16 protein-coding genes are annotated in these 13,431 nt (G+C 54.7%); 13 read left to right on the top strand and 3 right to left on the bottom strand.

Going from position 1 to position 13,431, the window contains the following annotated elements; translation table 11 throughout:
• The first annotated feature begins 58 nt into the window (after positions 1-58).
• Complete coding sequence (locus KIH86_RS23745) at positions 59-244, top strand: YvrJ family protein (protein ID WP_223085867.1); 186 nt, start codon at positions 59-61, stop codon at positions 242-244.
• Between the two features lie 226 nt (positions 245-470).
• Here the strand turns inward: KIH86_RS23745 and KIH86_RS23750 are convergent, their stop codons facing one another.
• On the bottom strand, positions 471-1,373 hold the full coding sequence (locus KIH86_RS23750) for a L,D-transpeptidase family protein (protein WP_235775565.1): 903 nt from the start codon (positions 1,371-1,373) through the stop codon (positions 471-473).
• 157 nt (positions 1,374-1,530) lie between these two features.
• Positions 1,531-2,229, bottom strand: a complete 699-nt coding sequence (locus KIH86_RS23755) for an SAM-dependent methyltransferase (protein WP_223085868.1) — start codon at positions 2,227-2,229, stop codon at positions 1,531-1,533.
• Between the two features lie 209 nt (positions 2,230-2,438).
• On the opposite strand from KIH86_RS23755, the gene KIH86_RS30020 reads away from it, so the two are divergent.
• The 5 genes from KIH86_RS30020 to KIH86_RS23780 all read left to right on the top strand — a co-directional run bounded on the left by KIH86_RS30020 (position 2,439) and on the right by KIH86_RS23780 (position 5,778).
• Positions 2,439-2,945, top strand: a complete 507-nt coding sequence (locus KIH86_RS30020) for a hypothetical protein (RefSeq protein WP_316503291.1) — start codon at positions 2,439-2,441, stop codon at positions 2,943-2,945.
• A gap of 213 nt (positions 2,946-3,158) precedes the next feature.
• Positions 3,159-3,485: a bacillithiol system redox-active protein YtxJ gene (gene ytxJ / locus KIH86_RS23765; protein ID WP_223085869.1), complete on the top strand. Its 327-nt coding sequence runs from the start codon at positions 3,159-3,161 to the stop codon at positions 3,483-3,485.
• On the top strand, positions 3,482-3,730 hold the full coding sequence (locus tag KIH86_RS23770; protein ID WP_223085870.1) for a glutaredoxin family protein: 249 nt from the start codon (positions 3,482-3,484) through the stop codon (positions 3,728-3,730). The genes ytxJ and KIH86_RS23770 overlap by 4 nt, the downstream gene beginning before the upstream one ends.
• A 188-nt stretch (positions 3,731-3,918) precedes the next feature.
• On the top strand, positions 3,919-4,929 hold the full coding sequence (locus KIH86_RS23775) for a LacI family DNA-binding transcriptional regulator (protein WP_223085871.1): 1,011 nt from the start codon (positions 3,919-3,921) through the stop codon (positions 4,927-4,929).
• Between the two features lie 102 nt (positions 4,930-5,031).
• Positions 5,032-5,778 carry a glycerophosphodiester phosphodiesterase gene (locus KIH86_RS23780; RefSeq protein ID WP_223085872.1) on the top strand — a complete coding sequence of 249 codons (747 nt, stop codon included), beginning with the start codon at positions 5,032-5,034 and terminating at the stop codon, positions 5,776-5,778.
• A 103-nt stretch (positions 5,779-5,881) separates the two neighbouring features.
• On the opposite strand, the gene KIH86_RS23785 is transcribed toward KIH86_RS23780, so the two are convergent.
• Positions 5,882-6,211, bottom strand: coding sequence for a TipAS antibiotic-recognition domain-containing protein (locus tag KIH86_RS23785; RefSeq protein WP_235775566.1), 330 nt, complete (start codon positions 6,209-6,211; stop codon positions 5,882-5,884).
• Positions 6,212-6,503: 292 nt separating this feature from the next.
• Here KIH86_RS23785 and KIH86_RS29655 point away from each other — a divergent pair, with 292 nt between their 5' ends.
• From KIH86_RS29655 to KIH86_RS23815, 7 genes are all read left to right on the top strand, one after another.
• Complete coding sequence (locus KIH86_RS29655; RefSeq protein WP_235775567.1) at positions 6,504-7,169, top strand: copper amine oxidase N-terminal domain-containing protein; 666 nt, start codon at positions 6,504-6,506, stop codon at positions 7,167-7,169.
• Positions 7,108-7,680: a phosphodiester glycosidase family protein gene (locus KIH86_RS29660; protein ID WP_235775568.1), complete on the top strand. Its 573-nt coding sequence runs from the start codon at positions 7,108-7,110 to the stop codon at positions 7,678-7,680. Before KIH86_RS29655 ends, KIH86_RS29660 begins: the two co-directional genes overlap by 62 nt.
• Before the next feature lie 376 nt (positions 7,681-8,056).
• Positions 8,057-9,565 (top strand): spore germination protein, encoded by a 1,509-nt coding sequence (locus KIH86_RS23795; protein ID WP_223086092.1) that lies wholly within the window; start codon positions 8,057-8,059, stop codon positions 9,563-9,565.
• A complete protein-coding gene (locus KIH86_RS23800; protein ID WP_223085873.1) occupies positions 9,562-10,665 on the top strand; it encodes a GerAB/ArcD/ProY family transporter in 1,104 nt (367 codons plus the stop codon). Before KIH86_RS23795 ends, KIH86_RS23800 begins: the two co-directional genes overlap by 4 nt.
• Positions 10,662-11,912 carry a Ger(x)C family spore germination protein gene (locus KIH86_RS23805; protein ID WP_223085874.1) on the top strand — a complete coding sequence of 417 codons (1,251 nt, stop codon included), beginning with the start codon at positions 10,662-10,664 and terminating at the stop codon, positions 11,910-11,912. The genes KIH86_RS23800 and KIH86_RS23805 overlap by 4 nt, the downstream gene beginning before the upstream one ends.
• Positions 11,913-11,936: 24 nt before the next feature.
• Positions 11,937-12,170 carry a hypothetical protein gene (locus KIH86_RS23810; protein WP_223085875.1) on the top strand — a complete coding sequence of 78 codons (234 nt, stop codon included), beginning with the start codon at positions 11,937-11,939 and terminating at the stop codon, positions 12,168-12,170.
• 4 nt (positions 12,171-12,174) lie between these two features.
• A complete protein-coding gene (locus KIH86_RS23815) occupies positions 12,175-13,266 on the top strand; it encodes a GerAB/ArcD/ProY family transporter (protein ID WP_235775569.1) in 1,092 nt (363 codons plus the stop codon).
• Positions 13,267-13,431: the final 165 nt, after the last annotated feature.

Below are 13,431 nucleotides of genomic sequence, written 5' to 3' on the forward strand. Positions count from 1 at the left end.
TGAGATACTCGACAATTTCCTATATATGTAGAGTAAATAGAAAGGGGAAAAGTGCGAAATGGAAATTTCCGATATTGTATCTTTGATTGCGAATGTTGGCTTTCCTGTAACGTTATGTGTGATCTTAGTTCGCTATGTGCTACAAACTATGGAGGAAAAGTTAGAGCAATTGGATGTTTCAATCAAGCAGCTAATACTAGTTATCCAATCTCTGAAAGATGAGGATACGATCGTAAAAAAATGACGATTTCCACTACGAGATCATCATTTTTTCCTATTTATATTTCAAACAGGGTTTCCCACTACCGTCGGAAAAGCGTCTCAAGAGCTTACCAACGAGCGATTTATTAGTTGATGCAAGATCAATAATTGAATTTACGAAGCCAACCAAAAAAGCGGCCTTGTCATCAAATGATAACAAGGCCGCCTTCCCGTTCCGGTTATAGGTGGGCTATATGCTTTTTATATGCTTATTGAATCGTTGCCGTTCCGCTTGCCCCGTCCCATTTCACCTGCATTCCGAATAGCTGCGGAACGGCGCTTAGCGGAATCATCAGCGTGCCATCCAGATTTTTTGACGGCAGGATGGATACGGTCTGACCGTTGACGGTCCCGGTACCGGCCAGCGGCTTGAACGTCGCGACGCGGGTGCCCGTAGTAACGGTCAGTGCCCCGTCCGCGGTCGATCCCAGCTTGGAGCCGAGCAGAGCCGTCGTCTCACGGAGCGGCACGTAGACCCGGGAATCCTTCATCAGAAACGGCCGGCTCAGGATAACCTTCTTGCCGTCAGCGACTATGGAGCCGGCGAATATTTTCTGATCCAGACCATAGCCGTATTTCTGCGCGATCCCTTCCATATCAAGCGTGGTCGAGGTAATGACGACCGTTATATTTCTCTGGACTCTGGGAAAGAGCCAGTGGATATCGTCGTTGTGCATCCGGATGCATCCGGCGCTTACGTATTTGCCGATTGAGTTCTCGTTGTTATTCCCGTGGATGGCGTAGGTCGTTCCCCGTGTTCCGTTCACATCGAGTCCGAGCCAACGGTCTCCGAGCGGATTGGCCGGGTCTCCTCCGGCGATATGTTCCTTATAGTACGGGCGGTCCTTGATTTTGCTGACCAGCTTGAAGCTTCCCTCCGGAGTCAGGCTCTTCTCCTTCCCTGTTGCGACCGGAAACACCCGAACCAGCCGGCCGTCCTCAAAGAATGCCAGTTTATTCGTCTTCTTGTTCACGACAATCATCTGGGAACCTGCGGCCTGCGCTTCCCCCGCGAGCAGCGTGACGCACAGCAGAACGGCAGCAAGCAGAACGCTCAGCGCGCGCCCGAACAGACGAGTTCCTCGCATATTGTCTCCCATGTTAGTAATCATGTTCTTCCCCTCCAGCATAAGCTGCAAATTTCTGTATATCCTCTCCTTTCTATATAACGGTTTCCGGGCGGAATTTGTTGCATAAAAAAAGAAAAAAACCGGCCTTTTGGAAAAGACCGGAACTTCGTAATGATCATCTATCCGTTCAGCGTTCGGCTTATTGCCGGACAATGCTCAGCATTTGCCCCGTTCCTTTTTGAAACTCATATGGAACTTCGATCTCATGGGCCTCAAAGCCTTTCCTCCGGATGGCAAGGATCAGCTCGTCGAGCCTTTCGTACCGTTGTCCGGCCAATCCGGTAAGCGGAAAGATGCGAAGCTCTCTCCGGGTGACCCGCAGCAGCTCGCGAAGGCAGGAAAGGTGAAATTCATAGTCAAGGCGGTCGCCGTAAATTAACAGGAAATGGCCGGACAAGGTCAGGTCGAACTGGCCGTCTTCAAAGGGCAGCTTCGGCAGAACGGCCGGAACATAGCGTTCCGGATGAAGCTCCATGTCCTCCGTGCATTCCCTCAAGGCCCGGTGGCGATGTTCCGCAAGTTCGTCTACCGACCGGAAATAGTCCCAGCGGAAGCCCGCGCGGGCGGATTCCATTTTCTCCAGTGTATGGACGATATCTTCCCGCCCCTTCTTCTCCAGAACCCGGGCAGGGAATTCATATGCGATATCGGAGGACACGGCATGCGCTCCGGCACGGCTCGCTCCTGCGGTAAACGCGCAGGCACCGCCCGGACAATCCAGGATATCGCGGCTGGCCAGTTCCTCTTCGGTCAGCCCGAACATGGCCAAATACTCCTCATACGTTCTTCCGATAAATACAATCCGGCTTAAATCCAGCTTGCTCTCTTCCAGACTCATCTCGTCTCTTCCTTTCTCGGCTCATCTCATCTCATATTCAGCGGCCTGCGCCGCTGACCTTACTCTAGCACAGGCGACACATGCCTGCCATAGATTTTTATTCAGTCTCCGAAGCCTTCTGAACCTCCGCATACTTCTCATGAATAGACCCTCCGGCATACAACCATACTAACTGCGGTTCACCATAAATTCCATTAGGAGGAAATCACTTGAACACAAATATTTCGAACCAGATCAACCAATGCGAGCAGCTCATTCAGCAGATGATCAGCCAGACCCAACAGGCCAGCCAAATGTATCAGCAGCTGCTTCAGCAGGAGCAGCAGAACGCCAACCAGCTGAATGAAATTGCCGAACGCGAGCACAGAGCCGTGCAGACTATCCAGTCGGCGTTGAACGGCCATCAGACCGCCATCCAGCAGCTTCAGCAGGTATCGCAAATTTGTCGCCAGCTGGAGCAATCTGCGGCATCCTCCATCGGCACATCCTACAGCCAGCCGAATTTCGCCAATCCGGGCATCGGCTCCCATTCCTTCGGAGCCCCTTCCTTCGGCGGCTCTCCGATCGGTTCCTCTTCCATCGGTTCTTCTTCGATGGGCTCTTCCTCCTTCGGTTCTTCCTTCGGCTCCTCGCCCTTGGGACATTCGCCCGTGGGCTCGAATACGGGATCGTCCATCGGATCTATGGGCTCTATCGGCCGGGGCTACCAGCAATAAGACGTCCGCGATGGAAGGAACGGCGGGAATTCCTGCGCAGTCAGGATTCTTCCGCCGGCCTTCAGGCGCGATTACAGGACCGTTTCCGGCTTGCGGCGGGAACGGTCCTTTTTCCGTATCCAAATGTAACGTGATTTTCATTTGCTTTAATTTTTAAGTATGCTAAAATCAAAATTACAAATGATTAGCAGCTATATTAAGGAAGGTGATTCCATGTCCATTCAACAACTTCATTCCGAAGAGGAATTGAAGCAATATATTTCGCGCTCCGGCAAAAAGCTGCTGTTCAAGCACAGCACAACCTGCCCGATCAGCGCCAAGGCGTATGAGGAATTCCAGAGCTATCTGAAAGAGAACGAGACGGACGCAGCCGTCGTTCTGGTCATTGAAGACCGCCCCGTGTCCAACAAGATCGCCGAGGACTTCGGCATCAAGCATGAGTCGCCCCAGATTTTCCTGCTGGACGACCAGAAGGTGACCTGGAATACCTCCCACTGGAAAATTACGAAAGCGAGCATCACGGAGGCTGTTGCCCAATGAGCGCGCCGGTCATCGTCTATTCGACGGAAGGCTGCAGCGATTGCAGCCGGGTGAAGCAGATGCTGAAGAATGAGGGCGTTCCGTTCGAGGTTCGGGATATCCTGGCAAGCGAGACCTATCAGCAGGAAGTGGAAAGCTTCGGCTTCATGGGCATTCCGGTTACTGTCGCGGCAGGACGCGCGGTGAAGGGCTTTAACCCGGATGAGCTCAAAGAGCTGCTCGCTGCGGCGGGATTGGAGAAATAAGCAGCATAATGAAGGTCCGGGTCTCAACATTGAGATTCCGGCCTTTTTTGATTGGTCATGGACGAATCCGCCAAGAAATTCAATTGCTGCGTTATCCGTCGTTTACGCCATTTCCGGGTTGGTGATACACTGGATGCGGGCAAGCTAAAAGTTGCCTAACAGAACGGACGAATTCCGGAGGAATCCTTATGAATCCCACGATAAAAGATGTTGCGAAAAGAGCAAACGTCTCCATCGCTACCGTCTCCCGTGTACTTAACAATCTGGGGGGTTACTCGGATAAAACCAGGGAGAAGGTAATGCAGGTCATCCATGAGACCGGATACCGGCCCAACGCAGTCGCCCGAGGGCTGATCAACAAACGGACAAGAACGATCGGGGTGCTGTTTCCCCGGGTGTCCAGCTCCTTTTCCTCGGGAATTCTGCAGGGAATTGAGGAATATGCCCATATTCACGATTACAGCATTATGATCTGCAACACCGGAGGTGACGGCAATCGTACGCTAAAAGTTCTGGAACTCCTGCAGGAAAAGCAGGTGGATGGCGTTATTTTTTGCAGCAGCGCACTGAAAACGGAATATGTTGAGATCATGGCAGGCATGAGGGTTCCCATTGTCCTGGTGTCATCCGAAAGCTCCTATGCGAATATTCCTTTTGTAAGAATCGACAATTATACGGCGGCCTTCGAGGCTGTGGAATATCTGATCGGCAAAGGACACCGGAATATCGCTATGATCGGCGGGCGACAAGAGGACCAACTGGCGGGCGTGCCCCGGCTGGAGGGGTATTTGGGTGCGCTTCGCAAGCATCATATTCCGGTTGACGAGCGCCGCATCATCTACGGCGATTTCAGATACGAGAGCGGATATAAAGGCTTTGAAGCGCTTCTGGAGTCGGCCCGGGATATAACCGCCATCTTTGCGGCCAGCGACGAAATGGCACTTGGAGCTCTGTCCGCTGCCTACAAGCACGGAATCCGGGTCCCGGACGATATTTCAGTTATCGGATTCGATGGACTGGAGCTATCCCGGATGGCGGTGCCTCCGCTGACTACGGTGCAACAGCCATTAGTCGAGATGGGCAGCCTCGCTTTCGAACTGATTCTTGAGATGATCGAGAGCGGTGAAATCCCTGAGCAGGCGAACATTGTCCACCACTCGATTATCGAACGGGATTCAGTTAGAGCTGTAGTGGATTGAGCGGTTAAAAAGAGGCTCTGCCCCATTTTTTACGTTCGGCTTATCCCCCGAAATCAATCACCCTTTATAGTGGGGGAAGTCCAATTCAAGAATACGGAGGAAATGACAGTGACCAAAGTGATCAACTTCGCGCACCGGGGCGCGTCGGCGGCATGTCCGGAGAATACGATGGCGGCTTTCCGGCGGAGCCTTGAACTCGGCGCGACGGGTATCGAGACCGATGTCCAGCTGACGAAGGACGGGCATATGGTGCTGATTCATGATGAGTCGGTCGACCGGACGACAAACGGCAAGGGTTATATCAAGGACAAGACGCTTAAGGAAGTGCGGGCGCTCGACGCAGGCGCCTGGTTTCAGGACGGAGCCTTCGCCGGCGAGAAAATCCCGCTTCTGGAGGAGCTGCTGGAGCTGCTGGCGAACCGGGATACACTGCTCAATATCGAGCTGAAGAACGGAATTTTCCACTATCCCGGAATGGAACAGAAGGTCATTGCCGCCATCCGCCAATACGATATGAGCGACCGGGTGATCATCTCCAGCTTCAATCATTATTCGCTGGTCCATTTCAAGGAGCTGGCTCCGGACATCGAGACCGGCATTCTGTATATGGAAGGCCTCTATCGTCCATGGGATTATGCGCTGACACTGGGCGCCCAGGCGCTTCATTCCTACCATCCGGCCGTGCTGCCGGAGTTCGTATCCGAAGCCGCTGCAGCCGGCATCGTCTACCATCCGTGGACGGTGAATGATCCGAAGCGCATGCAAGAGCTGATCGAAGCCGGGGTGGACGGCATTATTACGGATGTGCCGGATGTGCTGGCCGGCATACTCGCCCGCAAAGGGCATTGAACTCTTGTCTGTCTGCATGGCAAAAAAGGTCCGGTCTTGATGAAGACCGGACCTTGTGCCGTATGCCGACGGCCACCCTCTTGTGCCGTGAGTCGGCGCCCTTCTATGAAGCGGCGAAGGCTTCTGCGGCGGCGGCCATATAATAGGCCAGTCCGACCTGCTGGCCCTCAAGCATCCGCAGATGGAAATCGTCACCGAGGAAGAAGCGGCACTGGGCCGCGAACTCGGCGGCCGTTACGGCATGGCCGCTATGAGCCAGAAAGGCCAGATGCCGCTTAAGTCCCTCCTTGACCGCTGCATCATCATGCCGCATGCCTTCCCGAAGCGCCCGGGCCATCCCTTCCATAAAGGCGGCGGCCCCGGCAGCCGCTTCGTTCATCTCACCGGGATCAAGAGCCGATAAATCCGGCTCGTAGCCGTAAGTGTCCTTCAAATGCGCGTTCTGTTCCTTCAGCGCATCCTCCCACTCTTCTCTGGTGTTAAAGCCTTGAAACCGTTACCCCGGACAAGGACGAAACTTCCTTAACCGTGTACATAATGATCCTCACCCTTTCTCCTTCCCAAGCGTAAAGGCTCCTCCAAGGGGAGAGTCAATAAAGACTTTTCTCTCTTCTGCCGATGATAAATAAGGGGGTCTGAAGACCCAGTCTTGTCCCCCACATACATAACCCGGCCTGTCCCTGATGACTTTGACAGCCGCAGCCAAAAAGGAGAACCGACTGTACATGATTGTTTCTTTAGCCCGCAACAGCAAACCGACATTCCTAGCCTCTCTCGCCCTGATCCTCGCCCTGTGCCTGGCACCACCCGCCATGCCGGCCCATGCCGCGGCTCCGGCGAAGAACGCCGTCCTTCAGTCCAAGACCGGCAGCGCCTATCTGCCGCTCCGCTTTCTGAACGGCTATGCCGGCGGCTCTGCCGTTTTTGACGAAGCCAGCAAGCAGATTACGCTTACGAAAGACGGTGTAACAATTAGCCTGACACTGGGCGTCAAGGAGGCAAGTCTTGGCGGAGTCAAGACCAAGCTCTCGCAGGCGCCTTACCGTGAGGGCGGGACGGTCTACGTACCTCTGGGTATCGTCATCCAGGCATTCAGCCTGAAGGCGGAATGGGACAGCACAGCCGGAGCCGTAACCCTGACCGACGCCCAGGGCATAGCCTCCAGGCTGCCGGTGCAATCCGGAAGCCTGCCTTCCGCCGGAACGCAGGCGGTAGTCACTGCCCGCAAGTCCGTGAAGGCGGCGGGGAGGTCCTTTCAACATTCAGACGGTCACAGTGCCGCTGCTTCATCCCTCCGTCTCGCTGAGCGTCGTTCTCGCCGGAGGCAATGTGGGCCGGACGGAAGAGCTGCGGAGCATCGCGAAGCGCAGCAGCGCGGCAGCCGCTATTAACGGCACCTTCTTCGATGCCTATACGTCCAGCAGCTATAAAGCCCCTTACGGCTATATCGCTTCGGGCGGCAAGCTGCTGAAGAACAGTCCCGCTGACCGCCGGGCGGTGTTCGCCTACGACCCCAACGGGCTGGCCGAGCTTGTTCCCGGACAGGACTTCCTGGCCCGGTTCCAGGCGGGCGAATTCGATGGCGGCCTGCAAGCCGGTCCGCGCCTGCTCGTGGATGGCAAGGTCTCGTTGAATGTAACCGCGGAAGGCTTCCGCGATCCCAAGATTCTGACCGGCGGCGGTGCGCGGAGCGCGCTTGGCCTGACGAAGGACCATAAGCTGCTGCTCGTGACCGTTCCGGGCGCGACGATCCCGCAGCTGGCCGAGATTATGAAGCAGGCCGGCGCTTACCAGGCCATGAATCTCGACGGCGGAGCGTCGAGCGGGCTGTATGCGGGCGGACAGTATTTGACTACGCCCGGCCGCTTGATCAGCAATGCGCTTGTCGTCAGCACTCGCTAATGAATTCCCCATTTTGCATAATTCGAATAGAAACGCTTGAAGATGCAATATACAGACTTTTAGAAATCTTTTCAAGGATTTCACGCTGAACCAACGAGCGCATACCCTGCCGTCCGCAGAGGTACGCGCTCTTTTTGTCGCTGGCTCCTCTGTCTCACCGTCCCCTGCTGCTCCCGAAACTGCGGTTTGGTGAATACCTCCCGCTAAGACAGAATAAGGAATCGCCTGCCGGGAATAATACAGCATCATAGCCGAAAGCTGTCTCTTGGAGGGAGTAGCCTTGAATCTGAAATCTTTGTTCAATCCAAAACCCGCAAAGAAGCCGCAAAAGACCGTGGCAGCCCCCCTGTCTCTGGACGCCGCCCTGGACGCCAATATGACGAAGATCAGAGAGCGTATCGGCGGCAGTTCGGATGTTGTGTTCCGTTCCTATTCCAATCCGGCATCGGACTCTCCTTCTCTGGGCTTCATCTATGTGGACGGATTGGTGAACGCCGAACTGGTCACCCAGACTGTTATTCAGCCGCTGACGGAGAACAAGGAGCTGGAAGGAAAGCGTCAGGAGCCGGACAAGGCTTTTACGCTGATCAAGGAACAGATTCTGCCTGCCGGCGGCGTCCATGACTGCAAGACCATAGAGAGCCTGCTCGGCATGCTGTTCGAAGGCAACACCATCATTCTGATTGACGGCCATACGGTCGCTCTGGCCGCCAGCACCACCGGCTGGGAGACGAGAAGCATCAACGAGCCGACTTCGCAGGGCGTCATCCGCGGCCCCAAGGAAGGCTTCACCGAGAATCTGCGCACCGGGACCTCCATGCTGCGGCGGAGATTGAAATCCCCCGATCTGCGGATCGAGGAATACAAGATTGGCAGACGCACCCGCACCGGCATCGCTCTTGTCTATCTGGAAGGCGTCGCAAGCGAGCAGGTTCTTGCCGAAGTGCGAAGAAGGCTGGACGCCATCGATACGGACGCCATTCTGGAGAGCAATTATATCGAGGAGCTCATTCAGGACGGCGGATTGACGCCCTTTCCGACCATCCAGAACACGGAGCGGCCCGATGCCCTGGCCGGGGGCATTCTGGAAGGCCAGGTCGGCATCATCATCGACGGAACCCCGTTCGCCCTGCTGGCGCCGTCCACGTTCTTCAGCTTCTTCCAATCGAGTGAGGATTACTATCAGCGATATGATATTTCCTCCTTTCTGCGGCTGATCCGGTTTAGCGCCTTTTTCGTGTCCCTGCTTCTGCCTGCGCTCTATATCGCCATCACCACCTTTCATCAGGAGATGGTCCCGACCACGCTGCTGATCAGCCTGGCTGCACAGCGCGAGGGCGTGCCGTTCCCGGCTCTGGTCGAAGCGCTGATGATGGAGGTTACCTTCGATGTTCTCCGTGAGGCCGGGGTCCGCATGCCCCGGGCGATCGGGCCCGCGATCTCCATCGTAGGCGCACTCGTGCTGGGCCAGGCCGCCGTTCAGGCGGGACTGGTATCCGCTGCGATGGTCATTGTGGTTTCGTTCACGGCGATCTCGAACTTCGTCATCCCGTCGCTGGCCATTGCCAACTCGATCCGGCTCATCCGTTTCCTCCTGATGCTGATTGCCGGAACTGTCGGTCTGTTCGGCATCATGTCCTTTATGATGCTGCTCCTGATCCATATGGCATCCCTGGAATCGTTCGGTGTTCCCTATTTGTCTCCAATGGCACCAATGAAGCTGAGTTACTTGAAGGATATTCTCATCCGCGTACCGCTGTGGAACATGAGTACCCGTCCGAGCCTCTATGGAGGAAATTCAGAACGCAGACAAAAAAACCAATCGCCGGATAAATCCCAGATGTCCAAAGACCGCTCCGGCGGGCAGGGAGGCGACCCTTCTTGAAAGAAAAAATCGGCACGGTTCAAGCTACCCTGCTTATTGTCAGCACCATTCTCCCCACCGCTCTGATCGTGCTTCCCGTCATCATCGGGAAGTATCTCGAGCAGGATTCTCCGATATCGGTCGTAATAACCGGTTTCGTGGGTGCGGCCATCGCCTGGCTTATCGGCTCCGTAGCCAAAAGAAACAACGGCGAGCCTTTTCTGGATTGGGTTAAAGGCATTACCTCGCCCGTAGTTGCCTTCATAATCGGCATACTGCTGCTCCAATACTATATGGACACAACGGTGGCCATTCTGCGGGAGTATGTGAATTTCATCCGGGATAATGTCCTGCTCAACACGCCGGATGCCGTACTTACGGTCATTATTATGCTGGTTGCCTTATACATGGCCGACAAGGGGATTGTGGCGATATCGCGGATTAACAGCATTGCGACGCTGCTGATCACGATTATCGTGCCGCTGTATATCGGCGGATTAATCAAGCATTTCAGTCTGCCCCGGCTGCTGCCTATGTTCGACCACTCTGCAGCATCCCTAGCGCTCGCTACTTTGACGCCGGCGGGATGGATGTCGGAAGTAGGCATCCTGCTCTTTCTTTCGCCCTATCTGAGACATCCGGGCAAGGCCACGCGAATCAACATTATCGGCTCTTCCATCGTATCGGGGATTTTGCTGGTGGACATTTTGACGACCTTGCTCGTACTGGGACCCCAGTATATCCAGAGCGTGAGTTACCCGATCTTCTCTACGGTCAGCATCATCCAGGTCGGCCGGTATATCGAGAACCTGGATATTCTGTTCACTTCATTCTGGATCATGAATGTCTACATGAAGCTCGCCATCTTCACGTTCGTCACCGTCCAGTGCTTCAAACAGACTTTCCGCATCCAGAATGAAAGGCCATACAGCGTGGCGCTATCGCTCATCGCCATCGTGGAATGTCTGTATACATGGGCAGATCCGGGCAAAATCGACACCTATAACCAGCAAGGCCGAATGCTGGTTTTCCTTCTCCTCAATGTCCTGCTGCCGCTCGGGATTCTGCTATGGGTCCGGGTTAAAGATCAGCATAGCGTGAAGAAAGGAGCACAGACATGAGCCGGGGCACGCGCAAAGTCCATAAAGCCGGCAGCCTCCTGCTGGTACTCATCCTGATGTCCATGACAGTGAGCGGCTGCTGGGACGACCGGGAGCTCAGCGAGCTGGGCATCGTCTCGGCCTCCGCTTACGACTGGGAGGACAACCACTGGAAAGCGACCTACCAGGTTATCAATCCTTCCTCCGGTGCCAGCGGCATGGGCGGGGGAGGCTCAAGCAGCACAAGCTCGCCGCCCTTCCTGACGTTTACGGTAAGAGGCAGCACGATCATGCAGGCCATTGAACGCTCCAATCTGACCAGTACGCGGCAAATGTTCTTTTCCCATTCCCGGATCACCGTGATCAGCGAGAAGTTGGCCAAGCGGGGGCTTAGCCAGCTGATCGACATGTTTATGCGAAGACCCGAAGCCCGTGAGACGGTCTACATGTTCATTGCCGAGGGCGAGGCGGGCCGGCTGCTCAGCCAACTGATGCAATTCAGCAAAAGCCAGGGAGCCGGCATCCAGCTCATGATCGAGCAGGAGGCTACTCAGACTTCTTTCTATCCGGGGACTCGGGTATTTGAACTGGCCATGCAGCTGACATCGGAGTCGGAGTGCGGCACAATACCAGAGCTTAAGCTGACCGGCAATAAAGTGATGGATAAGACCGACGACACTGCCCAGACTGATATGCCTTCCCGGATGGATCTCGGCCGGTTGGCCGTTATGAAGAAGGACCGTTTTGCCGGCTGGCTGTCGCAAAGAGAAGCCTTCGGGTTGTCATTCATGACGGACAAAATCAAAATGACCAACTTGTCGTTCTCATCCATCCCCGGAGAAAGCGACAAGGACGACGCCTCCATTATCCTGCAGCACTCCTCCACAACCGTCCGTCCGGTCTGGACAAACGATCATTATGTCATGGATATCGACATCCATGGCGGCGGCATTTTGAGCGAGATCGGCAGCAAGCTGGATTTAACCAAGGAGTCCTCCATAGCGCGGATGGAACGCTCCATTGAGGCGAATATTGTTGACATTGTGAAGGACTCCTGGGCGTCCATCCAGAAAATGAATGCCGATGCGACCGGCTTCGCCATTTCAATTCATCGTCATGATCCGAAGCGCTGGAAGAAGATCAAAAAGGAAGATAGCTGGGACAGCGTATTCCGGAACATTGAAATTCGTCCGCATGTCAAAATCAAAATCGAACGCATCGGGCTTGGCAACAAATCCTATAAATCCCTGGAGCCAAGTGGAAAGTAACGTCTTGCGAGTGAAGGTGATGCCATGAGAGCGGCGGCGGTTGTCGCGCTGTATATTGCCGTATATGTCTGGGGGTGGAAAAAGCTGGGGTCACAAGCAACCATCCTGCACCGTGTGGCGCTCGGATGCCTGCTCGGCTGGGCGCTGTACGTCAATTTGTCCGGTCTGGCCATGATGCCCCATCTGAGCATATCATCGCTATACATCGCCTTGTTCCAGCCCGTCGGCAGAGCATTTATCAATTGGCTAGGAGGTTAGAGCCTTGTCACAGACAAACAAGCCGATCAGCGGTCTGCAAATCTCGTTCATGATCATTCTGTTTGAAATTGGCAGCGTACCCCTGTTCCATCTCGGCGCCAAGGCGAAGCAGGATTCCTGGTTGGCGATAGGGGTCGGAGCTGCCGTCGGGCTAGTTCTCCTGCTGCTCCTGCTATGGCTGCAAAAAAGGATGCCGGAGATGGAACTGACCGGAATGCTGCGATACGGTTTTGGCCGGATTGCCGGTTCCGTGGCCGGAGTCCTGTACTTCTGCTATTTTGCCTATGAATCGATGCGCAACGTCCGCGATATCGGCGAGATGACCGCACTGACCCTGCTGCGAACAACCCCTATATTCATCACCATGCTGATCTTCCTGCTGATTGCGGGCTATGCCACCTGGAAAGGCGCCGAGATCATCTTCCGGCTGCCGGAGATTCTGCTTCCGGGGCTGATGTTGAGCTATTCCCTGCTAATCGCCTTGTTCTTCATCCTCAAAAGAGCCGATATCAGGTGGCTCCTGCCCGTGGCTGAGAACGGACTGCTCCCGATCGTGCAGGCGGCGCTGCCGGATCTCATCTCGTTCCCCTTTGGACAAATGATCGTCTTTCTGATGGTATGGCCGCTGTGGAACGGGAACGGCGTGCCCGTCAGAAACACCCTCTGGGCTTATGCAGCGGTCAGCCTGTTTCTGGTTCTCATGAACGTGCTCAATTCAGCCGTGCTCGGTCCAAGCCTGGCTGCCAACTCCATTCTCCCCTTGCTCGAAGCTTCCCGGGCGCTGGTCGAGTTGAAGTTTATCGAACGGCTAGACATTCTGGTAACAATTATGATTTTCGTCGGGCTGATGATCAAAATCCTGCTCTACTTCTATTGCGCTGTCGAGATCTTGGCCAATTTGACCCGGCTGTCCGCGAAATGGTTGATCGTTCTCGTCATCGCGCTGATCTACTCGTCGGCATTTCTGGAACGGAACTATACCCAGCATATTGCCGTCGGTCTTGGACCTTCCCTGAAGGTCGACCTCCTGTTTCAAATTGTCATTCCGCTGGTGATGGCCGTAAGCGTTGCGCTGCGTCAGCATTTCTCATCATAGACATCCACCGGGCCATGCCTTTCAGTCCCTTTCAGCCCGGCATTCATTCCCCGTGTACCCTTGAGCGGGGGATTTTTTGTGAATTTATGTTGCACAGATGAAACATTTTTGTTGATTGGACAAAATATTTCACATATACTAATATCATGGCGATGTGCAACAATC

It is taken from the genome of Paenibacillus sinensis, from assembly GCF_019904155.1.
Taxonomy (GTDB): domain Bacteria; phylum Bacillota; class Bacilli; order Paenibacillales; family Paenibacillaceae; genus Paenibacillus_AQ; species Paenibacillus_AQ sinensis.

Bases quoted from the DNA above. Each gene is read 5' to 3' on its own strand.
- KIH86_RS23745 (WP_223085867.1), top strand. From the start codon at position 59: ATGGAAATTTCCGATATTGTATCTTTGATTGCGAATGTTGGCTTTCCT.
- KIH86_RS23750 (WP_235775565.1), bottom strand. From the start codon at position 1,373: ATGATTACTAACATGGGAGACAATATGCGAGGAACTCGTCTGTTCGGG.
- KIH86_RS23755 (WP_223085868.1), bottom strand. From the start codon at position 2,229: ATGAGTCTGGAAGAGAGCAAGCTGGATTTAAGCCGGATTGTATTTATC.
- ytxJ (WP_223085869.1), top strand. From the start codon at position 3,159: ATGTCCATTCAACAACTTCATTCCGAAGAGGAATTGAAGCAATATATT.
- KIH86_RS23770 (WP_223085870.1), top strand. From the start codon at position 3,482: ATGAGCGCGCCGGTCATCGTCTATTCGACGGAAGGCTGCAGCGATTGC.
- KIH86_RS23775 (WP_223085871.1), top strand. From the start codon at position 3,919: ATGAATCCCACGATAAAAGATGTTGCGAAAAGAGCAAACGTCTCCATC.
- KIH86_RS23780 (WP_223085872.1), top strand. From the start codon at position 5,032: ATGACAGTGACCAAAGTGATCAACTTCGCGCACCGGGGCGCGTCGGCG.
- KIH86_RS29655 (WP_235775567.1), top strand. From the start codon at position 6,504: ATGATTGTTTCTTTAGCCCGCAACAGCAAACCGACATTCCTAGCCTCT.
- KIH86_RS23795 (WP_223086092.1), top strand. From the start codon at position 8,057: ATGACGAAGATCAGAGAGCGTATCGGCGGCAGTTCGGATGTTGTGTTC.
- KIH86_RS23805 (WP_223085874.1), top strand. From the start codon at position 10,662: ATGAGCCGGGGCACGCGCAAAGTCCATAAAGCCGGCAGCCTCCTGCTG.
- KIH86_RS23810 (WP_223085875.1), top strand. From the start codon at position 11,937: ATGAGAGCGGCGGCGGTTGTCGCGCTGTATATTGCCGTATATGTCTGG.